Source organism: Haloarchaeobius amylolyticus, assembly GCF_042678045.1.
In the GTDB taxonomy this organism is placed as follows: Archaea; Halobacteriota; Halobacteria; order Halobacteriales; family Natrialbaceae; genus Natrinema; species Natrinema amylolyticus_A.
Genome location: NZ_JBHUDI010000009.1, coordinates 225126 through 250537, shown reverse-complemented (window position 1 = coordinate 250537; position 25412 = coordinate 225126). Strand labels below are relative to the sequence as shown.

27 protein-coding genes and 1 tRNA gene are annotated in these 25412 nt (G+C 64.7%); 18 read left to right on the top strand and 10 right to left on the bottom strand.

What is annotated here, in order from left to right; translation table 11 throughout:
• The first annotated feature begins 50 nt into the window (after positions 1–50).
• Positions 51–1034 carry a phosphoribosylformylglycinamidine cyclo-ligase gene (gene purM / locus ACFR99_RS14940; protein WP_390288730.1) on the top strand — a complete coding sequence of 328 codons (984 nt, stop codon included), beginning with the start codon at positions 51–53 and terminating at the stop codon, positions 1032–1034.
• Positions 1035–1239: 205 nt separating this feature from the next.
• On the opposite strand, the gene ACFR99_RS14935 is transcribed toward purM, so the two are convergent.
• The 6 genes from ACFR99_RS14935 to ACFR99_RS14910 form a co-directional block, all read right to left on the bottom strand.
• The gene (locus ACFR99_RS14935) at positions 1240–1662 is read right to left on the bottom strand and encodes a universal stress protein (protein ID WP_390288728.1); all 423 of its coding nucleotides are present in this window, start codon (positions 1660–1662) and stop codon (positions 1240–1242) included.
• A gap of 106 nt (positions 1663–1768) precedes the next feature.
• Positions 1769–2320 carry a macro domain-containing protein gene (locus ACFR99_RS14930; protein WP_390288726.1) on the bottom strand — a complete coding sequence of 184 codons (552 nt, stop codon included), beginning with the start codon at positions 2318–2320 and terminating at the stop codon, positions 1769–1771.
• 71 nt (positions 2321–2391) lie between these two features.
• A complete protein-coding gene (locus ACFR99_RS14925) occupies positions 2392–2715 on the bottom strand; it encodes a hypothetical protein (RefSeq protein WP_390288724.1) in 324 nt (107 codons plus the stop codon).
• A gap of 255 nt (positions 2716–2970) precedes the next feature.
• Positions 2971–3393 (bottom strand): DUF7988 family protein, encoded by a 423-nt coding sequence (locus ACFR99_RS14920; protein WP_390288722.1) that lies wholly within the window; start codon positions 3391–3393, stop codon positions 2971–2973.
• A gap of 58 nt (positions 3394–3451) precedes the next feature.
• A complete protein-coding gene (locus ACFR99_RS14915; RefSeq protein ID WP_390288720.1) occupies positions 3452–4597 on the bottom strand; it encodes a YhjD/YihY/BrkB family envelope integrity protein in 1146 nt (381 codons plus the stop codon).
• Positions 4598–4684: 87 nt separating this feature from the next.
• Positions 4685–5644, bottom strand: coding sequence for a carbohydrate kinase family protein (locus ACFR99_RS14910; RefSeq protein WP_390288718.1), 960 nt, complete (start codon positions 5642–5644; stop codon positions 4685–4687).
• 128 nt (positions 5645–5772) lie between these two features.
• Here ACFR99_RS14910 and ACFR99_RS14905 point away from each other — a divergent pair, with 128 nt between their 5' ends.
• Complete coding sequence (locus ACFR99_RS14905; protein WP_390288716.1) at positions 5773–6912, top strand: hypothetical protein; 1140 nt, start codon at positions 5773–5775, stop codon at positions 6910–6912.
• Positions 6913–6967: 55 nt separating this feature from the next.
• Here ACFR99_RS14905 and ACFR99_RS14900 read toward each other — a convergent pair whose 3' ends face one another.
• On the bottom strand, positions 6968–8437 hold the full coding sequence (locus ACFR99_RS14900) for an aldehyde dehydrogenase family protein (protein WP_390288714.1): 1470 nt from the start codon (positions 8435–8437) through the stop codon (positions 6968–6970).
• Positions 8438–8640: 203 nt separating this feature from the next.
• On the opposite strand from ACFR99_RS14900, the gene dpsA reads away from it, so the two are divergent.
• Positions 8641–9186 carry a DNA starvation/stationary phase protection protein DpsA gene (gene dpsA, locus ACFR99_RS14895; RefSeq protein ID WP_390288712.1) on the top strand — a complete coding sequence of 182 codons (546 nt, stop codon included), beginning with the start codon at positions 8641–8643 and terminating at the stop codon, positions 9184–9186.
• A 219-nt stretch (positions 9187–9405) separates the two neighbouring features.
• Here dpsA and ACFR99_RS14890 read toward each other — a convergent pair whose 3' ends face one another.
• Entirely contained in the window at positions 9406–9567 is a 162-nt protein-coding gene (locus ACFR99_RS14890; RefSeq protein WP_390288710.1) for a hypothetical protein, read from the bottom strand.
• 232 nt (positions 9568–9799) lie between these two features.
• Here ACFR99_RS14890 and ACFR99_RS14885 point away from each other — a divergent pair, with 232 nt between their 5' ends.
• The 7 genes from ACFR99_RS14885 (at position 9800) to ACFR99_RS14855 (ending at position 16843) form a co-directional block, all read left to right on the top strand.
• Positions 9800–10855 (top strand): metal ABC transporter substrate-binding protein, encoded by a 1056-nt coding sequence (locus ACFR99_RS14885; RefSeq protein ID WP_390288708.1) that lies wholly within the window; start codon positions 9800–9802, stop codon positions 10853–10855.
• Positions 10852–11589 carry a metal ABC transporter ATP-binding protein gene (locus ACFR99_RS14880; protein WP_390288706.1) on the top strand — a complete coding sequence of 246 codons (738 nt, stop codon included), beginning with the start codon at positions 10852–10854 and terminating at the stop codon, positions 11587–11589. The genes ACFR99_RS14885 and ACFR99_RS14880 overlap by 4 nt, the downstream gene beginning before the upstream one ends.
• The gene (locus tag ACFR99_RS14875; RefSeq protein ID WP_390288704.1) at positions 11589–12608 is read left to right on the top strand and encodes a metal ABC transporter permease; all 1020 of its coding nucleotides are present in this window, start codon (positions 11589–11591) and stop codon (positions 12606–12608) included. Before ACFR99_RS14880 ends, ACFR99_RS14875 begins: the two co-directional genes overlap by 1 nt.
• A gap of 78 nt (positions 12609–12686) precedes the next feature.
• Positions 12687–13037 (top strand): hypothetical protein, encoded by a 351-nt coding sequence (locus tag ACFR99_RS14870; RefSeq protein ID WP_390288702.1) that lies wholly within the window; start codon positions 12687–12689, stop codon positions 13035–13037.
• 86 nt (positions 13038–13123) lie between these two features.
• Complete coding sequence (locus tag ACFR99_RS14865) at positions 13124–15235, top strand: acetate--CoA ligase family protein (protein ID WP_390288700.1); 2112 nt, start codon at positions 13124–13126, stop codon at positions 15233–15235.
• Positions 15232–16389 (top strand): phosphotransacetylase family protein, encoded by a 1158-nt coding sequence (locus ACFR99_RS14860; protein WP_390288698.1) that lies wholly within the window; start codon positions 15232–15234, stop codon positions 16387–16389. Before ACFR99_RS14865 ends, ACFR99_RS14860 begins: the two co-directional genes overlap by 4 nt.
• 160 nt (positions 16390–16549) lie before the next feature.
• Positions 16550–16843, top strand: a complete 294-nt coding sequence (locus ACFR99_RS14855; RefSeq protein WP_390288696.1) for a PRC-barrel domain-containing protein — start codon at positions 16550–16552, stop codon at positions 16841–16843.
• Positions 16844–16919: 76 nt separating this feature from the next.
• Here ACFR99_RS14855 and ACFR99_RS14850 read toward each other — a convergent pair whose 3' ends face one another.
• Positions 16920–18377, bottom strand: coding sequence for a DHH family phosphoesterase (locus ACFR99_RS14850; RefSeq protein WP_390288694.1), 1458 nt, complete (start codon positions 18375–18377; stop codon positions 16920–16922).
• A 158-nt stretch (positions 18378–18535) separates the two neighbouring features.
• Between ACFR99_RS14850 and ACFR99_RS14845 the strand changes: the two genes are divergently transcribed.
• The 8 genes from ACFR99_RS14845 to ACFR99_RS14810 all read left to right on the top strand — a co-directional run bounded on the left by ACFR99_RS14845 (position 18536) and on the right by ACFR99_RS14810 (position 24234).
• Positions 18536–18609 (top strand) — tRNA-Lys (locus ACFR99_RS14845).
• A gap of 248 nt (positions 18610–18857) precedes the next feature.
• On the top strand, positions 18858–19523 hold the full coding sequence (locus ACFR99_RS14840) for an MBL fold metallo-hydrolase (protein WP_390288692.1): 666 nt from the start codon (positions 18858–18860) through the stop codon (positions 19521–19523).
• Positions 19524–19619: 96 nt separating this feature from the next.
• The gene (mobB, locus tag ACFR99_RS14835; RefSeq protein WP_390288690.1) at positions 19620–20132 is read left to right on the top strand and encodes a molybdopterin-guanine dinucleotide biosynthesis protein B; all 513 of its coding nucleotides are present in this window, start codon (positions 19620–19622) and stop codon (positions 20130–20132) included.
• 73 nt (positions 20133–20205) lie between these two features.
• Entirely contained in the window at positions 20206–21159 is a 954-nt protein-coding gene (locus ACFR99_RS14830) for an extracellular solute-binding protein (protein WP_390288688.1), read from the top strand.
• The gene (locus ACFR99_RS14825) at positions 21156–22031 is read left to right on the top strand and encodes an ABC transporter permease (protein ID WP_390288686.1); all 876 of its coding nucleotides are present in this window, start codon (positions 21156–21158) and stop codon (positions 22029–22031) included. The genes ACFR99_RS14830 and ACFR99_RS14825 overlap by 4 nt, the downstream gene beginning before the upstream one ends.
• A gap of 122 nt (positions 22032–22153) precedes the next feature.
• The gene (locus ACFR99_RS14820; protein WP_390288684.1) at positions 22154–22822 is read left to right on the top strand and encodes a helix-turn-helix domain-containing protein; all 669 of its coding nucleotides are present in this window, start codon (positions 22154–22156) and stop codon (positions 22820–22822) included.
• Positions 22823–22960: 138 nt separating this feature from the next.
• Entirely contained in the window at positions 22961–23725 is a 765-nt protein-coding gene (locus tag ACFR99_RS14815) for an enoyl-CoA hydratase/isomerase family protein (protein ID WP_390288682.1), read from the top strand.
• Between the two features lie 92 nt (positions 23726–23817).
• A complete protein-coding gene (locus tag ACFR99_RS14810) occupies positions 23818–24234 on the top strand; it encodes a hypothetical protein (protein WP_390288680.1) in 417 nt (138 codons plus the stop codon).
• Positions 24235–24383: 149 nt separating this feature from the next.
• Here the strand turns inward: ACFR99_RS14810 and ACFR99_RS14805 are convergent, their stop codons facing one another.
• A complete protein-coding gene (locus ACFR99_RS14805) occupies positions 24384–25229 on the bottom strand; it encodes a glycoside hydrolase family protein (protein ID WP_390288678.1) in 846 nt (281 codons plus the stop codon).
• Between the last annotated feature and the right edge of the window lie 183 nt (positions 25230–25412).

The window sequence follows — 25412 nt, the reverse complement described above, 5'->3', positions numbered from 1 at the left end:
AGCTCCGCCGGACCGGTGACCTTTTGCTCGCCCCGAGAGGTCCTTCGAGTATGACCGACACGGACGACGCGGATCGACTCACCTACGCCGAGACCGGCGTCGACATCGAGGCAAGCGAAGACGCAACCGCGGCCTTGCTCGAGGCCTTCGGCAGCGATCTGACCACCGAGTACGCCGGCCTGATCGACATCGGCGACCGGTATCTGGCGCTGGCGACCGACGGCGTCGGCACGAAGCTCATGGTTGCAGAGGCCATCGAGGACTTCTCGACGATCGGCATCGACTGCATCGCGATGAACGTCAACGACCTCGTCGCCGCGGGCGTCGAACCCGTGGCGTTCGTCGACTACCTCGCGATCGACGAACCCGACGACGACCTCACCAACGAGATCGGCGAAGGGCTCGCCGTCGGCCTGGAGGAGTCCGGCATGACCCTGCTCGGCGGCGAGACGGCCGTCATGCCCGACGTCATCAACGGCTTCGACCTCGCGGGGACCTGTGCCGGTCTCGCCGGCAAAGACGAGATCTTCGCAGGTGAGGCTCAGGTCGGCGACGTCCTCGTCGGCTTCGCCTCGAACGGCGTTCACTCGAACGGTCTCACGCTCGCTCGCGAGGCCGTCACGCGCAACCACGAGTACACTGACCCGTTCCCACACGACACCGACCGGTCGATCGGCGAGGAACTGCTGCGACCGACGCGACTTTACACGGATCTGCTCGAGCCGATGCGCGACCACGGCGTTCGCGCGGCGGCGCACATCACGGGCGGTGGCTGGACCAATCTGCTTCGGATGGGCGACAACGAGTACGTGATCGAGGACCCGTTCCCGGCCCAGCCGATCTTCGAGTTCGTCCAGGAAGAGGGGAACGTCACGGACGACGAGATGCACCGGACGTTCAACATGGGGACCGGCTTCGTCGTTGCGATCCCCGAGGAGCGTGCCGACGACCTCGTCGCCGACACCGACGGGCAGGTTATCGGCCACGTCGAGGACGGTGACTCGGTCGAGATTCGCGGCCTCTCGCTGTCCTGAAATCGGAGCACTCGCTCTATAGTACCAATTGAAACTGTTTACACACTGATTGCACAGCCCTCGTGCGATCAGGTGTGCACTGACTTTCAGTGGCTACTATAGACGTCGCGCGACCGACTCGAGCCGAAACCCGGCCACGACCGGCGACGGCACCCCGCCAGCCCTCGAGCGAGAGACCAGTGCGGGATGTCCGTTCGCGGCCCGATCAGACTGCCTGAACGGGAATCTCCGTCTGGCGCATGACCTGTTCAGTGACGCTTCCGAGCGAGGTTCGTCGGTCGTCGGTCACCCCGCGCCGGCCCATCACGATGAGATCGGCGTCCTCGCGTTCAGCGAAGGTGACGATCTCGTCCCAGGGATTGCCGCGTCGACACTCGTGGTCGACCTCCACACCGCGCTCGCGGCCGCGGTCTTCGATCTCTTTGAGCAGTTCGATTGCTTCATCCTCGTGTTTCTCGTGATCGACTTCGACGGTTCCGAGCGCCGGCGGCCGACCGTATCGACGCTCGTCGACGACGTAGAGACACAGCACCGTCGCGTCGTATTGGGCAGCGAGATCGAGCCCGTATTCGATACCGCGGTCGGCCTGTTCGCTCCCGTCGGTTGGAATCAAGATCGTATCGTACATTACTCGGATGACGATTGCACCCGCGCCATGGAAAAAACTACCACCGTTTCTCAAAACCTGGTTACATGTCTCGAGCGGCTGTGCGAGCGGCTCCAGGACCACGTCGTTACCGGTCCGGGTCGGCCGCGCCGCTCGAGTCCGGGTCCGCGGTCGCGGTCGCGGTCGTGCCGGTCGCTGCCTGCATTGCATCGTACTCCGCATCGCTGTACGCGATCAGGCGAACGTCCTCGAGTGTGTCCGGGTCGTAGTTGTCGATCACCTCGCCGATGATCGCTGCCCCCTCCATGAGATCGAAGCCGGCGACGCCACAGCCGAGCGCAGGAATCACGAGCGAGCGACAGCCGAGTTCGTCGGCTTTCGCGAGGCTGTTGTGGGTCGCGTTCCGGATGCTCTCGGCGGTCGCCTGGCCGTCACCGTAGTGGGGCATTGCGGCCGCGTGGATGACGTATTCGGCGTCGAGATCGTAGGCATCGGTGACCGCGACATCGCCGAGGTCGATCGGTCCCTTTGCCATCGCTTCCTCGTTGATCTCTTCGCCGGCACCGCGACGGAGCGCGCCGGCGACGCCGGAGCCCATCCGAAGGCTCGTGCCGGCGGCGTTGACGAGCGCGTCGGCTGACTGGTCGGCGATGTCGCCCTGAACGACGTCGTACTCCATGTGCGGTCGTTCCGCACGAAACCCAATGAAGCTACCCGTGGGTCACTCCGTGGGGCCCGATCCGACGCGGCTCACGCCGTCCGAACCCAGTCGGCGGCGGCCGGCTCGGGAGTAACGTCGGCGCTGGCGATCCCATAAAACTTCTCGCGACCGACCGGCGTTCGCAGCCGGAGCACGCACGTATAGTCGGTTACCTCGAACGCAGTCACTGTCCGGGTGGACCGCTGGTGATCGAATCGAAAGCGCTGGTCCGCATCCGTCTCAGTCGTAATGCGGTTGCCGAGCGACCAGCTCAGTGATTCGATGCGTTCGATATCGACGTCGAACAGGTGGGCGATCAGGTTCCGACCGCGCCGGCCCATTGGCCCCTGTGACCTGTTCTCGTGTGAACTCATATGACGATAAAATCGCTCCGGTACGAAAAAAGGTACTATCTCCGCGTGACAGCCATCGGCGGTCGAAACCACCGAGCAGGCGGCCGATCACCAGTCTGTACCGGCTGTGGCATGTCGTCGGTGATCGGATCGTCAATAGAGTACCAACTGAAACGATTGACACACTGATCGCATAGCTCTCATGTGATCAGGTGTGCAGTGATGTTCAGTGGCTACGGTAGAGGTGAGCCAGTCCTGCCAGGGAGCGCGACTGCCCTACGCGAGCGAGACCTCGAGTCGGGTTCCATCGAGCCGCCGGTACGACGGTGGGTGACCCGGAGTCGAGTCACGTACCACCTCGAACGCGTCGAATCGGATCACGAGCCGACCGGGATCGATCGTCGCCCGGAGCATGGGGCCGCGGCTGGTCACGACGACGTACGGCGGTGCGGGGACGGGAGTCGCCCGAAGTTCGCACCCAGTCGCCTCGACCGCGTCGACGAGCACGCTCGGCAGGGCCTCGAGGATGCCGGTCTCCGCGAGCGTTCGGCGGAGCCCATCCGCGACCGTCTCGCTGTCGGTCGTGCGTGCGGTATCCCAGGGAGCGGCGACCGCGTCGGCACAGGCGTCGATCCCATCGACGATCGACGCGTGGTCAGTCCGGATCCGACGCCGCACATCACGGACTAGATAAGACATTGCGTTCCGGTGGCACGGGCACGTACTAAGGTATCACGACTCGAGTCGGCACACCGAGCTATTCGCGATGCGTCTCGAGGACGCCCACGTTCAACGTCCGAACTCGCGCCAGCACGCCGTGAAGTCGCCGTCGCCACGACGATCCCCGTCGGACCGCGAGTTCGCGCCGGAGCCGCTCGTTTTCGTCCTCGAGAGCCCGGTTTTCCGATTCGAGCCCGTCGAGTCGCGCTTCGAGCGTATCGACCCGGTCCTCGAGCCGGTACCGACGGCTGCGCTGTGCCGCGCGATCGTTTCGAAGTTGATCACGTTCGCGCTGGAGGTCGATCAGTTGGGACTCGAGGAGCTCGCGTTCGCGGCGGTCCGATGCGACGAACGAGTTTCGTTCCATGTCGTCGGCAGCCGTCTCGTCGGCGTCGAGCTCGAGATGCCCCGAGTGGGTCGCGTTGACGACGGCGCCGACGAGCAGGATCAGGCCACCGAAGTACAGCCAGGTCAGCAGGAGGAGGATCGCGCCGATCGGTCCCGCAGAGGCGGAGCTACTCGAAAACGCGACGTAGACCTGAAACAGCGACTGCAGCGCCGCCCAGCCAACGGCGGCGACGACGACGCCTGGCAGCACCTCCCGGACGGAGACGTCGATGTCGGGGAAGAAGTAGTACATCGGGAGGAACGCGACCGTCAGCCCGACCACGAGCAACAGCGGGTTCAACACCCCAATGAAGGGGATGCTCGGGAAGAACGCGAACACGACGGTGGTCAACGCCGCAGCGACCAGCGCGACGCCGATCACGCTGAAAACGACGATCCCGTCGCGCACCTGATCGACCAGGGAGTTCTCTGCAGTCGACGCGTAGATCTCCGAGAAGGCAGTGTCCAGCCCCCGGAAGATCTTCAGTGATCCCCAGACGAGCGCGACGAGTCCGATGAGGGAAGTGCCGACGCTGCCAGTATCACCCTCGATCCCGTTCTCGAGCATGACCTGTCCACTCTCGGGCAGGAACCCCTCGGTCGTCGCCGAGACCTGTGTGGCGAGTCCCTCGTCGCCGACGAACGACACCAGAAAGAACAGCAACACGAGTAACGGAATCAACGAGACGAACGCCTGATAGGCGATGCTGGCCGCCATGAACGTCACGTTCTTCTCCTGGATACCGGTCACGACCGACTTCGCGAAGGGAACTGCGTCGCGGACGGTGCTACCCATACCGACGGTCCGTCACAGGCCCGGATAGCGGCCCGGCTTGCAGCCACGCGCCCCATTTGGAGTGATTCCGAGCCCGAGACGGTCTGCTCACTCCGTCTCGAGCAACTGTCCCACCGCGTCGCGGGTCGGGAGTGCCACCATCGCGCCCCGTGCGGTTGTCGCCATCGCCGCGACCGCGTTCGCGAACGCCACCGCGTCCGCAAGATCGCGGCTGCCGCGCAGCGCAGCAATCGCGCCGGCGACGAACGCGTCACCGGCCCCGGTTGTGTCGACCGTCTCGACCGCGAACCCGGAGTGGGAAACCACGTCCGCGGGCCACGGTGCGTCGTCGCCCGCGACAGCGACTGCTCCCTCGCTCCCCCGGGTCACGAAAACGGTGTGGCCCGCGCCGTCGTCGAGCGCCGCGCGAGCGACGTCGGTCGGCGACTCGCCGGCGAACCCTACCGCCTCGAGTTCGTCGACCGTCGCGAGACAGACGTCGACGTGGACGAGTGCATCGGCGACGACGCTCGCGAACGTCTCCTCGTCGGGCCACAGTTCGGGCCGCCAGTTCGGATCGAACGACGTCGTACAGCCCGCTGCAGCGGCCCGCTCGAGCAAATCGAGTGTTGCCGCACGCGAGGAGCCACCGGCGAGCGTCACGCCGCCAGCGTGAACCCACTCGCAGTCGGCCAGCGTCTCGTCGTCGATCCGTCCGGGTTCGAGGCGCGTGTCGGCGGTGTCGTCGCGGTAGAACGTGAACGTACGGTCGCCGGCCTCGTCGTGGGTGACGAACGCGAGGGTCGTCTTCGCCTCATCGTCGCGGTCGACGAATCGATCGGGGAGACCGTGGTCGGCGAGCGTCCGCTCGAGATAGCGACCGAACGGGTCCGCCCCGACGCGAGTCCAGAACAGCGGCGGCTCGTCGAGGCGAGCGAGCGCGACGGCGACGTTCGCGGGCGCACCGCCGGGGCGGCGCTCGAAACCGGCGACGTCCTCGAGCGGTCCGGGCTGGTCGGGAACCCAGTCGATCAGCGTTTCGCCGGCGACGAGCACGTCGCGAGTCATGGTCGATGCTCCACTGTCGAGGGGGGTAGATCCTTCGGCGATGACCGGCGGCCGAAATCCGATTGGAGTGTCGATTGCCGAAACTAGATAGATATATGATACTAAAGTTTCGAGTGTATCGTATCACTATGAAAGAGGTTTCACGGCGCAGACTCCTCGCAGCCACAGGAGCGAGTGCGGGTCTCGCATCCAGCGCGGGATGTCTCGGCGGACTCGGGTTCAGCACCGACGACGGTAACGGAGCCGACACGACCGGCGAAACGGACGACGGAACGAGCGATCTCATGCCCCTCGAGCGGTGGGTCCCCACTACTGGAAGCGTAGAACTGCTCTTTCATTATCGAGACCTCGCAACGGTTCGCCAGCACGAGGATGCGCTGCAACCGGCCGTCCTCGAGTCCATCCCGACGATGCCCGATGGGGACAGCAGCGAGGTCGTCGAGCAGGTAGCGGACGGCGAACCGGCAGTGGACTCGATTTGCCGGTTCGGGTCCGAGGGCGTCGCCGGCAACGTCGTCGTTTCCGGCTCGTTCGATCCTGACGCGGTCGACGCGACATTCGAGTCGGCGGCCGGTAATTTCGACCGCTTCGAACGCGACGGCGTCTCGGTGGCCATCTCCGAGGAAACGCTCGTCGTAAGCCCGTCCGATGGCGCGGATCTCGAGACTATCCTCGCGGCGGGCGTCGAGGGGACCGATCGGCGGGTCGATTCGCACGGGAACTTCGCGCAGTTGGTCGACCGAGTCCGCGACAGCACGTTCCTGTGGGGCGAATACGAGGGAAGCGACAATGGCGTCGGAGCCGCCTTCTCGTGGGAACTCGATGCCGAGAGGGCGACGTATTCGGGAATCGCCCTCTACGCCGACGCCGACGGGACGGACGAGTTCGAGGACGCGATGGCGGATCGGTCTGCCAACCTGACGGTCGAAACGGACGGCAACGTCGGTGTCGCGACGAGAACCGTCCCGATCGAGGAGTACGAGTATCGGGACCTGTTCGCCGAACGCGGAAGCCAGTCAACGGAGCCGTACGCGGGGGTGAGCCTCGATACCGACCGGAAGCCGAACGCGGTCGTCGTGATGTATCACTCGAGCGGCACCGCCGATCGGGTCGAGGTGCGCGACGAGAGCGGGGTTCGCGTCGAGTTGACCGAGGTCGGTCAGGCCGAGACGATCGAGTACGAGTCCGGAACGTCGGCGACGATTACTGTCGTCGCAGTCCGCGGCGACGAGGAGAGCGTCCTCATAACTGAAACCGTCTCGTTCTGAGAGGCGGCGAGAGCTTGCGGGACGGAGCGGCCAAAAATCGATAGCGGTCGAGAGACTACAGCACGATACTCTTCTCGCGCATCATCGCGTGGATCGAGGCATCGAGTCCTTCGCGGCCGATGCCCGAGTCCTTGTTGCCGCCGAAGGGGACGTCGCCGAGGCCGTGGCTTGGCGCGCCATTGATCCGGACTGCGCCGGCGTCGATGCGCTCGGCCATCCGCATCGCGCGTTTGTAATCGCTAGTGAAGACCGCGGCGTCGAGTGCGAGATCCGAGCCGTTGGCGATCTCGAGGGCCTCCGCCTCGTCCTCGAACGTCGTGATGGCGGCGATCGGACCGAACTGCTCTTCGTCGACGATGCGGGCGTCGTGCGGGACGTTCGCGAGGAGCGTCGGCTCGAAGAACTGGTTGGCCAGTTCGTCCGGGACACCCTCGGGTGCACGGCGCTCGCCGCCGCGGACGATTTCCGCGCCCTTCTCGACGGCGTCGTCGACGAGTTCCGCGACCCAGTCGGCCTGGTCCTCGCTAATCAGCGGGCCGACGGCAGTATCCTCGTCGAAGAGGTCGCCCGCCTGCCAGGCGTCCATCTGACCCTCGAGCAGGTCGACGAGGTCGTCGTGGACCGACTCGTGGGCGAGCACACGGGAGACGGCCGAGCAGCGCTGGCCGGCGTACTTGAACGAGCCTTTGGCGCAGTTGCCCGCGACGTCGGTGAGATCGGCGTCGTCGAAGACGACTGCCGGCGCGTTCCCGCCCAGTTCCATATGCAGGTTGACCATGCCGCTCTCGCGGGCGACGTGTTTGCCCGCGCCCGAGGAGCCGGTCATGGCGATCGCGTTGACGCGGTCGTCGCCGGCGAGGACGTCGCCGATCTCGCCGGCTTCGCCCGGGACGAAGTTGAACGCACCGTCCGGAATCCCGTCGACGCCGGCGATAACGTCGGCGAGGATCGCCGCCGAGATCGGCGTCTTGCTCGCAGGTTTGAGCAAGACGCTGTTACCGGCCGCGAGTGCGGGTGCGACCTGTAATGCGGTCGTCGCGAGCGGGTAGTTGTACGGCGTGATACAGAGGACGGCACCGATCGGCTCGTGCTTGACGATGGCCTGCCAGCCCTCGTGGCCCGCCGTCGACCCCTCGCGGTACTCGCCTTTGCTAACGATATTGCGCGCTTCCTCGGCCGCCCGGTCGAACCGTTCGGCCGCCTGCTCGACCTCGCCGCGGGCCGACGAGATCGGTTTGCCGGCCTCGCGAACGATGACCTCCGCGAGTTCCTCCTCGCGCTCGCGCAGCCCGTCGGCGATCGTCTCGCACCACTCCGCGCGCTCGACGACCGTCGTCTCCCGCATTCGCGGCTTGATCTCGTGGGCGGCCGCGAGTGCGGCCCGTGCCTCCGTCGGCCCCGCTGCGGCCACCTGTGCGAATGCCCCTCCCTCGGCGAGGTCCGAGACTGGGAGTACGTCCTCGGTCTCGAGCCACTCGCCGTCGACGTAGATCCGCTCTCTCCGCTGTGCGATTCTCGTTGCCATACCCGTCCCTTGAACCTCGTAGGTAAAAACATTTACTCAATACTGAAAAAACAAAGAGATTATTGACGGTGTCGTTCGGTAACACGTTTCTCGGTATAAGGGGGACGACAGTAGGTTATAGCAGAACAATTCTTTAGGCATACCAAAGAAATGTTTCCTAAGGGTGGGTGTTTAAGTGGATGGCGCACGTACCGTGAGATAGGATGAGTACTCAAAAGACCGTCCGTCAATCGGCAGACAGCGTCGAGGAGAACAAGCTTCGCCTCGAGCAGGAGAAGGCCGAGCAGATCGTCGACGCGCTGAACACGGAATTGGCCAACTCGTACGTGCTCTACCACCAGCTGAAGAAACACCACTGGGTCGTCGAAGGCGCGGAGTTCCTTCCGCTCCACGAGTTCCTCGAAGAGGCGTACGAACACGTCGAGGAAGGCGCAGACGAGATCGCCGAGCGCGCCCAGGCACTCGGCGGCGTTCCCGTGTCGGGTCCGGCGAACCAGGAAGAGCGCGCGACCGTCGAGTTCGAAGGTGAGGACGTCTACGACGTCCGCACGATGTTCGAAAACGACCTCGAGATGTACGGCGACATCATCGAGTCGATGCGCGACAGCATCGAACTCGCCGAGAACCTGGGCGACCACGCGACCGCCGAGATCCTGCGCGAGATCCTCGTGACGCTCGAAGAAGACGGCCACCACTTCGAACACTACCTGGAAGACGACACGCTGGTGCTCGAAGAGGCGACGCACTAAGCACGACGCGCGACTCGAAAACACGGACAGACATCACGTCGACGACTGCCGGAACGGGACGCCGAGTAACGGAGACGGTTTTTACCAAACGACTATCATAACCACTAGCGCCTCTATAGTAACAACTGAAACGATTCACACACTGATCGCACAGCCCTCGTGCGATCAGGTGTGCAGTGACGTTCAGTGGCTACTATAGTTACCCGAACAACGGCGAGATCAGGGTTCGAGGTCGACGATCAGATCCGTCGCGATCCAGCCGTCACTGTTGTTTTGTTCAGTGAAAACGACCTTCCCGGGACGAGTCTCGTGACTCGTCACGGACACCGCCGGTTCCTCGAGTGTGTCTTCTGTCCCCTCCCTGCGAGCAGGCACGTCCATTACGATGAGTTAGGCGAGCCTAAATCTAAAAAGGTTTTGGTCGACCTAGGACGTTGCGCCGAATCCGCCGACGGTTGATCGCGTCCCGAAGACGATCGACGTCTCGTTCGCTAATAACTCGGATCGGTATATGAGCAGTTATTGTTAACAGAGTTCGCCGTCACAGCCGAGAGTTAATAAAATAGGTCTACCGAATAATAGCACTTATACTCGGCTAGCACTAGTCTCGAGTATGAAGCTGACACGACGGACGCTGCTGAAGTCTGGCGCCGGTACACTCACTGCGAGCACTGTCGCCGGCTGTCTCGACGACATCAGCGCGGCCGATACGGACCTCGATGCCGGCTATGCCGCTTTCTTTACGCTGTGGGACTGGGCTGAGGAGGTGAGCGGCGACGCGATCGACTTCGAGAATCCAGTGGGGACCGGACAGGCCGGCCACGGCTGGTCGCCAAGCGGCGATCTCACCCGGAACATCGCCGACGCTGGCGTCTTTGTCTACTTCGATACGCCGGCGTTCTCGTGGGCCCAGGACGTCGCGGCGACGCTCGAGGCCGACTACGACACTGTCGCCGTGATCGACGGGCTCGCGGGACTGGACGACCAGTTGCTGGGCTGGGACCACGAGGTCGACGTCAGCGACCACGAGACCGAGCACGGCGACGAGGACCACAGCGACGAGGACCACAGCGACGAGGACGACGAGACCCACGACGACCACGGCCACGACGAGTCGTCGGTCGATCCACACGTCTGGCTCGATCCTGTGCTCGCGACGGAGATCGTCGACACGATCGCGTCGGGACTGGCCGACGCCGATCCGGACAACGCCGAGACCTACGAGGAACACGCCGGCACGTACATCGACGACCTCGAGTCCATCGACCAGCAGTTCGAAACCGTCCTCGATGCGGCGGATCGTCGGGTCGCCGTCTTCGCGGGCCACGACTCGTTTACCTATCTACAGGACCGCTACGGGTTCGAGATTCACACGCCGGTCGGCGTCTCCCCACAGGAAGAGCCGAGCGCTAACGACATCTCCGAGACGATCTCGCTGATCGACGAAGAAGGGATCGAGACGATCCTCTATGACCCATTCGAAGACCCCGACGGAGCGTATCCGCTCGTCGAGACGATCCTCGAGGAGAGCACCACCGCCACCGACGCGATTCCGGTTACGCATCTCTCGGGAACGCTCGCGACGTGGCAAGACGAGGGCTGGGGGTACCTCGAACAAATGGAAGAAATAAACGTCCCCGCGTTCAGAGAGGTACTAGACGCACAGTGACCGTCGTCGAACTCGAGAACGTAACGTTTGCCTACGGCGAACAACCCGCCGTCGAGGACGTCTCGCTGCAGGTCGAAGAGGGAGATTTCCTGGGACTGGTCGGCCCCAACGGGTCGGGCAAGACAACCCTCTTGCAGCTCATGCTCGGTCTGCTACGCCCCGACAGCGGCACGATCGAGCTGTTCGGCGACCCCGTCTCGACGTTCGATGACGGCGAACGAATCGGTTACGTCTCCCAGCAGGCTACCAGCGGCGGCGGTTCGATGCCGGTTACCGTCCGCGAAGCGGTGACGATGGGCCGGTTCGCCCACGTCGGCCACGGCCGGCTGACCGACGACGATCGCGCGATCGTCGACGACGCGCTCGAGACCGTCGACATTACCGAGCTCGCGGACCGGCAGGTCAATCAGCTCTCGGGCGGTCAGCGCCAGCGGGCGTACATCGCACGGGCACTGGCCTCCGAGGCCGACCTGCTGGCGCTCGACGAGCCGACCGTCGGCGTCGACGCCGAATCCCGCGACGCGTTCTACCAGTTGCTCGAGTCGCTCAACGACGACGGGATCACGATCATCCTGATCGAACACGACATCGGCGTCGTCACGGACCGAGCGACCCGGATCGCCTGTATCAACACGGAGCTGTACCACCACGGAGACACCGAATCGTTCGTCGAAAGCGACGCGCTGACAGAGGCTTACGGCGCGACGGGACAGGTCGTCCATCACCACCACTGATGATCGGGAACGGCTCCCTTCGCCGACGGTTCGAGCACGTCGGGATCGCCGTGACTGCCGCCCTCGCGGTCGCGATGGTCGGGCTGCTGGCTATCGACGCGTTGCGTGACGTTCCCGGCATCGCCGTCCTCTACGATCAAGCCCGGATCGCGGGCTGGTGGGCCGATCACTACCTCGGGACGAGCGTCTTCTATCATCCGTTCATGTGGCGCTCGATCGCGACGGGAATCCTGATCGGCGTCGTCGCGCCGCTGGTCGGCACCTACCTCGTCCACCGCGAGATGGCCCTGATCGGCGAGACGCTGGCCCACACGGCCTTCGCCGGCGTCGCGGTCGGTCTGCTGGTGAGTGCAACGACCGGCTGGAACGGCTCGCTGATGGTCGTCGCACTGATCGTCGGGATTCTGGGTGCGCTCGGCGTCCAGTGGCTGGCCGAGCGGACGGACACCTACGGTGACGTGCCGATCGCGATCATGCTGACCGGCAGTTTCGCCGTCGGCACGTTGATCATCAGCTACGGCCGTGGCATGACCGGTATCAACGTCGAGGACTACATCTTCGGCAGCATCTCCGTCGTCACGCCCTCGGGCGCGCGGCTGATGGCCGTCATCACCGTCCTCGTCGTGGCGACCACCGTCGCGACCTACAAACAGCTCCTGTTCATCACGTTCGACGAGCAGGCCGCCCGCGTCGCGCGGCTCAACGTCACGTGGTACAACACCCTGTTGATCGTGATGACGGCCGTCGTCGTCGTCGGCGCGATGCAGATCCTCGGCGTAATCCTCGTTGCCGCAATGCTGGTCGTCCCCGTTGCCGCAGCCACCCAGCTCGCTCACAGCTTCCGGGAGACGCTCTACCTGTCGATCCTCTTCGGGCAGGTAGCCGTCATCGGCGGTTTCGTCCTCTCGATCTCACAGAGCCTTCCCACCGGCGGTTCGATCGTTGTCGTCGCCATCGCCTGCTACCTGCTCGCGGTCTTCGCCTCGAGCCGGTCGTCTCCAGCGATCTCGATGCACTGAGGTGCGAACCATGCGGTCGCCGTCTCCGGCCGGGCTTGCGACCGTGACAATCACGTGTTGGATATCGAACACTCTCGTATGGCTCGAGCGCCGCTGCGAGTCCTCGCAACCAGTCTCCTCGCGTTCGTCGTCGGATACGCGCTCTGGCCGCCCAGACACGTCTACTGGCTGCCGGTCGCAGCCGTCGTCGGGGAGGGAGTCACGCTCGCGTTCATCGCCTTTCTGGCTGTGGTCGCCGGGACGGGTGTCGCGACCGTCCTCGAGTACTCGGTCGAGGAGTTCGTCGTCGGTGGCCTGGTCGCGTACGCCGTCGGAATGGCGCTCGTCGAAGCCGTCTTCGAAACGGATAGTCCGGTCCACTTCCTGCTGTACGGCGGGCTGTTCCTCTGTTACGGTCTCGGCGTGGCGATCGGCGCGTCCCGACGGTGATGCGACCCCGCGGCGTCCCGTCTCGCCATGTCGAACGGCGGGAACACGCCATACGCTTAACACCCTACTCGGCGAACGCTCGACCGATGGGACGGTTATCCGCACTCTTCGATCCCGACACCGTCGCCGTGGTCGGCGCGACAGACCGCGAGGGCGCCGTCGGCCGGGCGATTCTCGAGAACCTACAGAACGGATTCGACGGCGAGGTCGTCCCGATCAACCCCTCGCGTGAGACGGTACTCGGACTCGAGTGCTACGATGACGTGGCGAGCGCCCCGTCGGTCGAACTGGCAGTGATCGCCGTACCGCCCGACATCGTGCTCGAATCGATCCGGAATCTCGCCGAGGCAGGTACCGAGAACGTCGTCGTCATCACCGCTGGGTTCTCCGAGACGGGCAGCGAAGGGGCCGAGCGCGAACGCCAACTCCGCGACCTCGCCGCCGAACACGACCTCAACATCGTCGGCCCCAACAGCCTCGGGATCATGTCGACGCCGAACGGCATGAACGCCTCTTTCGGCCCCGAGCGCCCGCTCGAGGGCTCGATCTCCTTTATGAGCCAGTCGGGGGCGTTCATCACCGCCGTCCTCGACTGGGCCACCGAACAGGGAATCGGCTTCCAGGACGTCGTCTCGCTCGGAAACAAGGCCGTTCTCGACGAGACGGATTTCGTCCGCGAGTGGGGGACAGATCCGGAGACCGACGTCGTGATCGGCTACCTCGAGGACGTCGACGACGGCCAGGCGTTCATCGAGGACACCCGCACGGTGACCCGCGAGACCCCGATCGTGCTCGTCAAATCCGGTCGGACCGACGCCGGCGCGAAGGCGGCCTCCTCGCACACCGGTGCGATCGCCGGCAGCGAACGGGCCTACGAGGCTGGCCTCGAGCAGGCCGGTGTCCTGCGGGCCCGCTCGGTCCAGGAGTTGTTCGATTACGCGCGGGCGCTCTCGGGACTGCCCGAACCCGACACCGACGGCGTCGCCGTCGTGACGAACGCAGGTGGGCCCGGCGTGTTGACGACCGACGCCGTCGGCGACTCCTGTCTCGAGATCGCCGACTTCACCGACGAAACGATCGCGGCGCTGACCGAGGCCATGCCCGACGAGGCCAACGTCTACAACCCGATCGACGCGATCGGCGACGCCGACGTCGACCGGTTCGGTGAGGCCCTGGAGATCGCACTCGCGGATCCGAACGTCGGCAGTGCGGTCGTCGTGTCTGCCCCGACGGCGGTCCTGTCGTACGACGACCTCGCCGACACGGTGATCGAGAAACGCGAGACACACGAGACGCCGGTCGTCACCTGCCTGATGGGCGGGCAGCGGGCCCGCGATGCCGAGAAGCGGTTGCGCGAGGCGGGCATTCCGAACTACTTCGATCCCGCGCGCGCGGTGTCCGGACTCGACGCGCTCGCGCGCTTTCGCGAGATTCGCGAGCGGACGATCGACGAACCCGAGACGTTCGACGTCGATCGAGAGCGCGCCCGACGAATACTGGCGCGCGCCGAGCGTCGCGACAACAACCGGCTGGGCGTCGAGTCGATGGACTTGCTCGAGGCTTACGGCATTCCGACGCCGGCCGGCGAGATCGTCGACGATCCCGCCCGCGCCCGCGAGGTGGCTGCGGAGATCGACGGCGACGTCGTCATGAAGATCGTCAGCCCCGAGATCTCACATAAATCCGATATCGGTGGCGTCAAAGTCGGCGTCGCCACCGACGACGTCTACGACGCCTACGAGGACATCGTTGCGCGGGCGCGCAACTACCAACCAGACGCGACGATCGTCGGCGTCCAGATCCAGGAGCTAGTCGACCTCGAGGCCGCGACGGAGACGATCGTCGGGATGAACCGCGACCCGCAGTTCGGCCCGCTGTTGCTGTTTGGGCTCGGCGGGATCTTCGTCGAGATCATCGAGGACACGTCGGTTCGCATCGCGCCGATCGGCGAGCGTGAGGCCCGTGGAATGGTCGACGAGATCCAGGCCGCGCCGCTGTTGCGCGGCGCTCGCGGCCGCGAACCCGCGGACGTCGATGGGGTCGTCGAGACGATCCAGCGGCTCTCACAGCTCGTGACGGACTTCCCGTCGATCCTCGAACTCGACATCAACCCGCTCGTGGCGGGGCCCGATGGCGTACAGGCGATCGATCTACGACTTACCGTCGACACTGACGAACTCGACACGGAGGACCTATGACCGACACCGACACCGATTCAGAACCCGACCCGACGGCCGCCGAGAGCGAGCCCAGTACGACTGCCGCCGACAGCGACCCGACCGACGCCGGCGACGAGACCGACACGATACTCGTTAGCTCGCTCGCAGAGAGCACCGGCAAGACGGCTATCACGCTGGCACTCGCCCGACTCGCACAGAACGCAGGCGACAGCGTCGGCTACATGAAACCAAAAGGCACCCGACTCCAGAGCAACGTCGGCAAGACCTTAGACGAGGACCCGCTGCTTGCCCGCGAACTGCTCGAGTTGGAGGCGGAGATCCACGACCTCGAGCCGGTGGTCTACTCGCCGACGTTCATCGAGCAGGTGATCCGCGGCCGCGAGGACCCGGACGACCTCCGCGAACGCGTCCGGGAGGCGTTCGAAACCCTCGCGGTCGATCACGACCGACTGTTCGTCGAGGGTGGCGGCCGGTACGACATCGGTCAAATCGTCGACCTCACTGACGCCGATATCGCCGACCTGTTCGACGCCCGCGTCCTGCTGGTCGCGCCGTACGAGATCCCGGCGGACATCGACGACGTACTCACAGCCGCCGATGACTTCGGCGACCGACTCGCCGGCGTCGTCTTCAACGACGTTCCCGACGCGGCCTACGATCAACTCGAGACGGACGTGGTGCCGTTTCTCGAGGGACGTGGCATCCCGGTCCACGGCGTCCTTCCGAGCGAGCGAGCGTTGTCGGGCGTCACCGTCGCCGAACTTGCCGACGAACTCGGCGCGACGATGCTCGTCGACGAGGGACAGGGCAATTACGTCGAGCGGTTCTCCGTCGGTGCGATGGGGCCCGACAGTGCCCTGCGACACTTCCGACGGACGAAAGACGCCGCCGTCATCACCGGCGGCGACCGGGCCGAAATCCATACCGCCGCGCTCGAGGCTCCCGGCGTCCGCTGTCTCATCCTGACCGGCGGCCATCGCCCGTCGGGAACGATCCTCGGCCAGGCGAGCGAGAAAGGCGTCCCGATCCTCTCCGTGCAGACGGACACGCTCGCGACCGTCGAGCGCGCAGAGGACGTGATTCGAAGCGGGCGGACACGCGACGCAGAGACGGTCGACCGGATGGAACGACTGCTGTCGGATCACGCCACCGTCGACTCGATTCTGGGGTAGGTCGAGCATCGCGGTTCGGTGGTTCCCCGGTATTGTCGACGGACACCGTTTTCGTACCGACCGCACTCGCGACGCGGGTGGGACTCCGTAGACTGATGTTCGACAGGCGGACTGTCTTGTCTGACCAAAAGTTAAGAGTCCACCATGCATGAAGCCAGACATGGACGACACACCCCAAGAGATAACCGCTCTCGTCGGTCGCGAGGTCTACTCGAACAACGGCGTCTTCGTGGGCGAAGTCGAGGATCTCAGACTGAATATCGACGGCGAGGTCGTCTCCGGACTCGCACTCGCCAATCTGAACAGCGAACTGTTCGCCGAAGAAGCCCGCAACGGCCAGGGCATCATCGTTCCCTACCGCTGGGTCCGGTCGGTCGGCGACATCATCCTGATCAACGACGTCGTCGAGCGCGTCCGCGACCCCGACGAGGAAGAGGACGAGCTGGTCGTTTAATAGTCCTCACGTCGGCTACTGAATCGAACTCGCGGGCGGCTATCGGTTCGATCCAGCAGTGCAGTGTGAAACGCTACTAGTTGCCGTTCGAGCCTTCGCTACTTCCCTCGACGCCCATCGCGTCGAACAACGTCCGTTTGACCGCCTCTTCGGTCAACTCGAGCAGCGTATCCCGCGTGTCGTCCGAGATTTCGATGCCGGTGAAAATGCCCAGTGGAATCTCGGCACTGGCCTGGGTGGAGTGGCCGGCCGTTTCGCCGATCTCGCCGTAGGCGTCGTCCAGGACCTTGCCGATGTTGATGCGGATGTCCTTCGAGCGGCCGGCGAGGAAGATCGTTTCGTCGGCGATGCCGAAGACTGCCGTGGTGGTCACGCCCTCCAAGTTCAGCAGGTGGCTGGCGGCCTGGGTCAGCGCTTCGCGATCGCGGACGATGCCGGCGTTGGAGATGAGATGGCTGCCCTGGACATCTCGATTCGTGATCGCTTCCGCGAGCACGTCCAGGGTCTCGGGAGACATCGACGGCGACTCGACCTGCTCTAAGGTGTCGTGGTTCGCGAACGGATAGAGGTAGGCTGCGGCAGTGAGATCGGCGGGGGTAGTGTCGCGTTTGAAATCCAGGGTCTCCGCGCGGATGCCATAGAGCAGGGCCGTCGCGACCTCCTCGGAGACGTTCATATCGAACTCCTGGATGTACTTCGTCATGATCGTCGACGTCGAGGACATGTTCGGCCGGATGTCGACGAACTCGGGCTCGACGCCCTCCTCGGTCTCCGACTCGTGGTGGTCGATGACGATGTCGACAGGAAGTTCCATCTCGCCTGCGGTCCCGTGGTCGACTAAGGCGACGGTGTCATAGACCGAGTGATCCTCGATCTCGTCCCACTGGACGAGGTCGATCCCCAGCAGATTGACGAACGCGCGGTTTTCCTGGTGGCCAACGTCGCCGAGGTAGATGATGTCGGAGTCGATCCCCAGATGGTCGGCGATCGCCTGCAAGGCCGCCGCGCTGGCGATCGAGTCCGGATCCGGGCTGTCCTGGGTGATGATCGCCAGCCGCGTCGAGGTCTCCTCGACTAACGCGGCGAGGTTCCCCGCGTTGTACTCGAGTTCGCCGGACTCGAGTGCCCGGAGTGCGGACTCGGCGATGACCGAGGACGGGTTGATGACGATGTCGGCCCCGAGTTCGGAGAGTTCGTCGCCGGAGACGGGATCGCTCGCGCGGGCGACGACGAACTGGTCGTCGTCGGCGTTGCGGATGTGCTCGAGGGCCTGTTTGTTCGATTCGACGTCCGACGCGAGGATCAGGACGACGTCGCGGTCGGCGACCAGGTCGGCGACCTCGGCGTCGCGGATGTCGGCCGCACGGGCATCCAGATCCTGGTCACGGAGCGATTCGACCCGGCTCTCGTCGCGGTCGACGATGAAGACGTCTTTACCCTGTTCGACGAGTTCCTCCGCGACGGCGTACCCCACGCTGCCACAGCCCAAGATAGCGTAGTCAGAAATCGACGAAATCGTAACCCCCGTGCTCATTGCCCGAGTCGTCGGACCGGTCGCACTTAACGTTCCCGAAGCGTGGCATAAACTGACGTTTTGAGTCGGTGGCTCGAGCCACAGTTGCGCGTGGATCACTATCACAGCGCCTGCCAAGGGAAACGTATTTGAACGACCGACGGAAAGTCGGAGGTACAGGGCCGGTAGCTCAGTCCGGCAGAGCGTCTGACTCTTAATCAGACGGTCGCGTGTTCAAATCGCGCCCGGCCCGCTTTTGCGACGAACAATTTCGTGAGGAGCAAAGCGGCCAGAGCGATTTGAATTAGCTGAATCGAGGCGGTAAGCCCCCTCCCTCAAGGAGCGAGCGCAAGCGAGCGAGTAGGGTGGGGTAGTTCACCAGCGAATTAAGTGGTGACATCGACGGACCCGGCCAGCGAAACAGTTGTGCGAACGTGGAACCGGCGCTGAACGCCGAACGACCGACCTATAAGACGACCCTCACCGTACGCTCGAGCCACCATGGCAGTTGACTACGAAGGACTCACGTTCGAGCGACTCGGCCACGCGAGCAAGCGTCTCGAGACCGCGGATGGCACGATCATCTACATCGACCCGTGGAGCGAAGTGGTCGACGGTGAACCGGGTGATGGCGACGTGGTCTTCGTCACGCACGACGATTTCGACCACTACGATCCGGAAGCGATCGCAGCCGTGTCGGGGGCGGACGTCACCGTCGCGGCCTACGAGGCGATCGACACAAGCGAGCTCGCGGTCGACGTCATCGACCTCCCCTACGAGGGCGAGACGACCGTCGACGGAATCGACGTGCGGACGGTCCCCGCCTACAACGCTCCGGGCGGCGACCACGTCGACGAGGACGGCGAGCCGTATCACGCCGACGGCGAGGTAATCGGCCTGCTACTGACGCTCGAGGGAACGACCATCCTGTGTCCCTCGGATACGGATTACCTTCCACATCACGAGTCGCTTGCGGCTGACGTGCTCGTCCCGCCGATCGGCGGCCACTTCACGATGAATCGCGCCGAGGCTGCCGACCTCGCCCGGAGCATCGAGCCCGAGCTAGTCTTGCCCGAGCACTACGACACGTTCGAGCCGATCGAGACCGACGCCGAAGCGTTCGCCGCCGAGCTCGAGGCCGATGGGATCCACGTCGAACTGTTCTGACGCTGGCGTTGACGTCGTGGGCTCCCCGGCAGGCGGACGATGGGGAGCCAGCCGACGCTGCACAGCGATTTAAACGATGACTGCCGATGTCGTCGTATGGAACGAAACGTGAGGCTGCGGGCCGTCTGTCTGGCCGGTCCGAGCGACGCCGGCAAGACGACGCTCGTCGAGCAGTTGGTACCCCGACTGGCCGACAGCGGCCGCGTCGGGACGATCAAGTCGATTCACCACGATATCGAGGTCGACACGCCAGGTACCGACACCCATCGTCATCGAACCGCGGGTGCCGAGACCGTCGTCGGCATCACGCCGGCGATGACCTTCGAGGTGACGACACACGGAAAGGACGCGCCACCGGCCGCCGACGGCGACGCCCTCCTCGCGTCCGACGACCCTGAAGTTCAGGCCCTTTCGCGGACGCTCGAGCGCCTCGCGCGTCGCGGGTACGACATCGTCCTCGTCGAGGGGTTTTCGCAGTCACCGCTGCCGACGATCCTCGTGGGTGACCGAGAGCCGGCTGCGGTCGGCGGCCCCGTCGTCGGCCGCGGTGACGACGCGATCGACGACCTCGTCGATACGATTCGCTCGCTCGAGCCCCTCGAGTGCTAACTGGCTTTGGTTACATTACGTCGCTAAAGGAACTAGCACCAGTTATTTCCTGTGACGTAAATGAACATGACGTATGCACAGCGACGACCGCTCGGATGGGACGGCCACACGCAGTCGTCGGGACCTTCTCGCAGCGGCAGGGGGGCTGACGGCCGGACTCGTCGGAACGGCCGGCTGTCTCGGCAGTACCGATCGCGTTCGCGTGCTGGCCGCGGGGAGCCTGGCCGTTGCGCTCGAGGAAGGGATCGGTCCAGCATTCGAGTCCGCAACGGACCACGGATACGAAGGCGAGTACCACGGCACTAACGCCGTGTTGCGGTTCGTCGAGGACGGAACGAAACAGCCGGACGTGGTGATCGGTGCCGACGTCGCCCTTCTCCAGGAGCGTCTCTATCCCGACGACACCGAGTGGGACGCTGCGTTCGCGGCTAACGAGGTCGTGATTGCCTACACACCGGAGACGGAACTCGGCCAGCGACTCGCGGCCGGCGAGCCGTGGTACGAAGTCGTTGCCGACGCGGCCGACGGCGAGCTCGCGATCAGCGACCCCGACCTCGATCCGCTGGGCTATCGCGCGCTGTTGCTGTTCGAACTGGTCGAACGCGAACACGGCCTCGAGGGGTTTCGCGACGCGATGGCCGACCGGGTCTACCGCGAGCCCGACGAGCCGCAGCTACTCGCCGGCCTCGAGAACGGCAACCGCGCCTGTGCGGTCGCCTACAGTAACATGGCGGCCGAGCGCGACGTCGCCGTTCGCGAACTCGCTGACGAATACAACTTCGGAAACCCCGAATACGCCGATCGATACGCTCAGGCGAGCTACACGACCGCCGACGGTCACACCGTCGAGGGGTCGCCGGTCGTCTACACCGCGACCGTCCGGGCCGGCGCTGACAGGCCGGACGCGGGCCGGGCGTTCGTCTCGTTCCTCCTCGAGAACGGCGACCTGCTCGCCGACCACGGCTTCCGCGTCGACGAGTCGTTGCCCCGATTCCACGGCGAGCCGCCGGAGGCGATCGTGCCGTGAGCCGCATCGATCGCAGTCACGATGGGACCGCAAACGCCGAGGCTGCGAGCGACGGTCCGTCCGCGTCCGGGCTCGGTGGGGGCGGCGGCCTCGAGCGGCTTCCGGGCGGGCTGGCCATGCTGGTGTTGCTGGGGGCGGTGTTGCTCGCGTACTTCATCGTACCGTTTGCGGCCTTTTTGCTCCGAACACGTGGAGTCGACGTCGCTGCCACCCTCTCGGAGCCGGCGGTGCAGGACGCGATCGTGACCTCGCTGGTGACGGCACCGGTTGCGACGGCCATCGCGACCGTCTTCGGCGTCCCGCTGGCATACGTCCTTTCACGAGCCTCCTTTCGCGGCAAGCGACTGATCGAGGCCGCCGTCTTGCTCCCGCTGGTCGTCCCACCGATCGTCGGCGGCGTGATGTTGTTGACCGTCGTCGGCCGCTATACACCGATCGGGTCGGCCGCCGCGGCGCTCGGGGTGTCGCTGACGGGGAGTCGCGCCGGTGTGATCCTGGCCCAGACGTTCGTCGCCGCGCCGTTTCTCGTCGTCACCGCCCGCGCGGGTTTCGACAGCGTCGACCCACGCCTCGAGGAGGCTGCGCGGACGATGGGGTATGGTCGACTCCGGACGGTGCGGCTGGTCTCGCTGCCGCTTGCGCGCAACGCTATCGCCGCCGGGATCGTGCTGACGTTCGTCCGGGCGATCGGCGAGTTCGGCGCGACGATGATGGTCGCTTACAGCCCGCGAACCATGCCGATCCAGCTCCGTGTCTCGTTTATCGCCCGCGGTATCGACGCGATCGTTCCGATCGCGCTCGTCCTGCTCGCGATCGCGGTGATCGTCGTCGTCGCCGTCCAGTTGCTGGTCGGGACGCCTCGACGGTACTGACTCCCGGTGTGCAATGGGGCCGCCAGCCAACCAATCAGCAGGGTTGTAATTCGCTCGAATCTCTTCTAAGTGGTTTGGAAGTGAGGTTATGGACGTCGTCGCTGTATCCATGGGTGAGACTTATGACATCAATCGCAGACATCGAGATTCAGGCCGACGGCACCGGAACCGGCGAGCTGTTCGAGGCCGTTCCGTCGTTAACGTGTGAGATGGAGCGGGTAATCGCCTCGAGCGGCCACGGACTCTGGCTCTCCGGGCCGTCCCAGTCGGACGTCGAGGACGCGCTCGAGGAGGCGACCGCGATCGGAACGTATACGCAGATCAGCAGCGACGAGGACCGCTGGCTGTACGACATCGAGTTCGAGCCGGACACCATCGACCCCTTCGAGCTCGTCCTCGAAGAGGGTGGGACAGTACTGAGTGCGTCGGCGTCGAACGGGACGTGGCTGTTCAGCGTCCGCGTCGTCGACCGCGAGTGTGTGAGTTCGCTGTACGATCGCCTCGACGACGCCGACGTTACCCCGACGATCGTCCGGCTGTTCGACCTAACGTCGGAGACCAACTCCCAGTGTGGGCTGACGACCCGCCAGTACGAGACGCTGGTTGCAGCGATCGATCACGGCTACTTCGAGATCCCGCGCGAGGTTTCGATGCAGGAACTCTCCGAGGAGTTGGACATCTCCCATCAGGCACTCTCCGAGCGCCTGCGTCGGGCCTACCGCGCACTCGTGACGTCCGAACTCAACGTCACCGAAGAGGAGACAGCCACACCGCCGATGCCGACGAACTGACCGCTGACCGTCCGGAGCCACAGTCCCGCTTGACGGCCATCTCGGTGATTTTCGCGACCGCTCGACCTGCCGAGTGCCATCTCCCGGACGAAACTGTCGAGACCCGCGTTTAATAGCCGGGCGCACAACAGTCGTGGCATGAAAACCCATGACGATGATGGCGTGTTACGATTGACGTTCGACCGACCGGACGCACGCAATGCGCTCACGACCGAGACGGCCATCGATTTAGCCGATGCCATCGAAGCTGCCACGCCCGAAGCGTACGACGCGATCGTCATCACCGGTGCGGGCGACGCCTTCAGTGCCGGTGGCGACCTCGAGGCGCTCGCCGAGACCCCCGACTCGTCGCAGGCGGCCTACGAGCAGGTCACCGAGACGTTCGGCCGCGTCGTCGAGGCGATGCTCGCGTGTCCCGTCCCGATCGTCGCGAAAGTAAACGGCGACGCCATCGGTGCAGGACTGTCGATCGTCGCGCTCGCGGATCTCGCGTTTGCCGCCGCTGACGCGCGGTTTTCCTGTGCGTTCGTCAGGGTCGGGCTGCTTCCCGACACCGGCGGCACCGTCATGCTTCCCCATATCGTCGGACTCCGCGCGGCCAAGCGGCTCGCGTTTACCGGCGAGTTCTTCGACGCCGCCCGCGCGGCCGACCTCGAGCTGATCAACGAGGCGGTCCCCGCCGACGATCTCGACGATCGGGTCACAGACACCGTCGCACAGCTCGCGAACGGCCCGACGGCCACGATCGGGCTGATGAAACAGGCCATCCACGAGAACCTGGGTCGGTCGTGGGCGGACGGACTGGATTACGAGAACCTGCTGCAGGCACAGGCCCGCACCTCACGGGCCCACGAAGAGGGTGTCGCTGCCCGTCTCGAGGATCGAGAGCCGACGTTCGAGTGATCGACGACGGGTCACGTCGGCTCGATGCGAGCCGGTCGCAAGCGCAAGCAAGCACCACGACCTTGCGCGACTCGCCCCACTCTTCGAGTGCAATGTCCCCACAGTTTACCGACGACGACATCGGCAAGCGCGTCGTCAACGCCGACGGTGACGAGGTTGGTATGGTCAAAGACGTCGAACACGGCACCGCTCACGTCGAACCGGATCCCGGAATCACGGACTCGATCAAGGCGACACTCGGCTGGGGCGACAGTGGTGAGGATACCTACCCGCTTCAGGAGGAAGCAGTCGGTCGCGTGACCGACGACGAGATCCACCTCGAGCGAAATCCCGCCGGGACCGGCACGACTGGTGGAACCTCCGAGATGGGTTCCGACACCGGAACGGGAGCGTCGGATCGTGGTATCGACCGCAACGAGGACGATATCAGCGGCCGCGACGATGAGGGTATGATACGGGACGATGACGACGACGACCTTCTCGGCGACGACGACAATCGGACCCGGTAGTCCTGCCCACCGACGTCGAATTAACCCGCCGATCGCACCCCGGAGTCACGCGGAGTCGCGGTTCCTTTTCGCGTCACGTCGCTCGGCCGATCATCGAGCCGTCACCGCCAGCCGGCTCTGGTTACCGCCGCTTTCCACACCGACCGTACTCACGAGTCCGACTCGGAGCTCGGTTCGCCGTGAGTGACGCCCTCGCGCTCGTCGGCCTGCATCCGTCGCAGGGCCGCACGGCCGTTGCCTGCATCGTAGCCGAAGAAGACTCCCTTGGCGTACTCCTGGGCGACCTCGCTCGCGTGGATCAGGTTGTCGATGTCGACGTTAACCGCGTACAGTTCGATGTTAAACGGCGTCTCGAGTGCGCTCTCGAAGCCCTTGGCGATCGTCTCGAGCCAGTAGGTCGTCCCGTAGTTCGTATCGTACAACGGGACGACGAACTCGTCGACGTACTCTTCGATGGCCTCGAGATCGATGCCGGCACGTTCGTAGAGGTGGCCGGGGTAGGGATCGGGGTAGAGGGTCATGTAGACGGTCCCCGGAATTCGGTCGACGGCTTCCTCGACGAACTCGGTGATGACGTCGGCCCGCCATTCCATGCGGTCGTCGAACTCGCTTTCCGCGAACGCCTGTTCGCAGACGCCACAGCGACAGTATTCGGCGCGCGGAAACCCGATGTCGTCGAGGCGAACGTCCTCGTTTTCGGCGACACAGTCGTCGATGACCTCGAACAGGCCCTCCCGGTAGTCCTCACGGGACGGACAGATGTAGGCCCAGTCGAAGTAGGGCTGTTGCCGGTCGGCCGGCCGGCCCATGTCGTCGACGGGCATCAGTGACGGGTCGGCGTCGGCAGCGGCGTTATCGCCGAAACACGAGACCATATTGACCCCGTCGGCGATCGGGTCGGACGACCTGCCGGTCACGTCTTTGACTTCGTAGAAGCCGCGCTCGAACTCCGGCCACCGTACTTCTTCGGCGTTACGGGTGACGACGCCGTACATAGCTCAGGGTACGCCGCCGTCACCGTAAGCGGTTCGGAATGGAGTGCGCTACTGTCGGAGACCCGTCCGTGACAGCCGATCGTGTCGCGAGTGCGATCGGCGTCGACGGGTCGTTCGAATACTATTCAGCCGGTTCGTAGTCGACTTCGACGTCGTCGGAGCCGCCGAACGTGACCTTGTAGA

Bases quoted from the DNA above. Each gene is read 5' to 3' on its own strand.
- purM (WP_390288730.1), top strand. From the start codon at position 51: ATGACCGACACGGACGACGCGGATCGACTCACCTACGCCGAGACCGGC.
- ACFR99_RS14935 (WP_390288728.1), bottom strand. From the start codon at position 1,662: ATGTACGATACGATCTTGATTCCAACCGACGGGAGCGAACAGGCCGAC.
- ACFR99_RS14930 (WP_390288726.1), bottom strand. From the start codon at position 2,320: ATGGAGTACGACGTCGTTCAGGGCGACATCGCCGACCAGTCAGCCGAC.
- ACFR99_RS14925 (WP_390288724.1), bottom strand. From the start codon at position 2,715: ATGAGTTCACACGAGAACAGGTCACAGGGGCCAATGGGCCGGCGCGGT.
- ACFR99_RS14920 (WP_390288722.1), bottom strand. From the start codon at position 3,393: ATGTCTTATCTAGTCCGTGATGTGCGGCGTCGGATCCGGACTGACCAC.
- ACFR99_RS14915 (WP_390288720.1), bottom strand. From the start codon at position 4,597: ATGGGTAGCACCGTCCGCGACGCAGTTCCCTTCGCGAAGTCGGTCGTG.
- ACFR99_RS14910 (WP_390288718.1), bottom strand. From the start codon at position 5,644: ATGACTCGCGACGTGCTCGTCGCCGGCGAAACGCTGATCGACTGGGTT.
- ACFR99_RS14905 (WP_390288716.1), top strand. From the start codon at position 5,773: ATGAAAGAGGTTTCACGGCGCAGACTCCTCGCAGCCACAGGAGCGAGT.
- ACFR99_RS14900 (WP_390288714.1), bottom strand. From the start codon at position 8,437: ATGGCAACGAGAATCGCACAGCGGAGAGAGCGGATCTACGTCGACGGC.
- dpsA (WP_390288712.1), top strand. From the start codon at position 8,641: ATGAGTACTCAAAAGACCGTCCGTCAATCGGCAGACAGCGTCGAGGAG.
- ACFR99_RS14890 (WP_390288710.1), bottom strand. From the start codon at position 9,567: ATGGACGTGCCTGCTCGCAGGGAGGGGACAGAAGACACACTCGAGGAA.
- ACFR99_RS14885 (WP_390288708.1), top strand. From the start codon at position 9,800: ATGAAGCTGACACGACGGACGCTGCTGAAGTCTGGCGCCGGTACACTC.
- ACFR99_RS14875 (WP_390288704.1), top strand. From the start codon at position 11,589: ATGATCGGGAACGGCTCCCTTCGCCGACGGTTCGAGCACGTCGGGATC.
- ACFR99_RS14870 (WP_390288702.1), top strand. From the start codon at position 12,687: ATGGCTCGAGCGCCGCTGCGAGTCCTCGCAACCAGTCTCCTCGCGTTC.
- ACFR99_RS14865 (WP_390288700.1), top strand. From the start codon at position 13,124: ATGGGACGGTTATCCGCACTCTTCGATCCCGACACCGTCGCCGTGGTC.
- ACFR99_RS14860 (WP_390288698.1), top strand. From the start codon at position 15,232: ATGACCGACACCGACACCGATTCAGAACCCGACCCGACGGCCGCCGAG.
- ACFR99_RS14855 (WP_390288696.1), top strand. From the start codon at position 16,550: ATGGACGACACACCCCAAGAGATAACCGCTCTCGTCGGTCGCGAGGTC.
- ACFR99_RS14850 (WP_390288694.1), bottom strand. From the start codon at position 18,377: ATGAGCACGGGGGTTACGATTTCGTCGATTTCTGACTACGCTATCTTG.
- ACFR99_RS14840 (WP_390288692.1), top strand. From the start codon at position 18,858: ATGGCAGTTGACTACGAAGGACTCACGTTCGAGCGACTCGGCCACGCG.
- mobB (WP_390288690.1), top strand. From the start codon at position 19,620: ATGGAACGAAACGTGAGGCTGCGGGCCGTCTGTCTGGCCGGTCCGAGC.
- ACFR99_RS14830 (WP_390288688.1), top strand. From the start codon at position 20,206: ATGCACAGCGACGACCGCTCGGATGGGACGGCCACACGCAGTCGTCGG.
- ACFR99_RS14820 (WP_390288684.1), top strand. From the start codon at position 22,154: ATGACATCAATCGCAGACATCGAGATTCAGGCCGACGGCACCGGAACC.
- ACFR99_RS14815 (WP_390288682.1), top strand. From the start codon at position 22,961: ATGAAAACCCATGACGATGATGGCGTGTTACGATTGACGTTCGACCGA.
- ACFR99_RS14810 (WP_390288680.1), top strand. From the start codon at position 23,818: ATGTCCCCACAGTTTACCGACGACGACATCGGCAAGCGCGTCGTCAAC.
- ACFR99_RS14805 (WP_390288678.1), bottom strand. From the start codon at position 25,229: ATGTACGGCGTCGTCACCCGTAACGCCGAAGAAGTACGGTGGCCGGAG.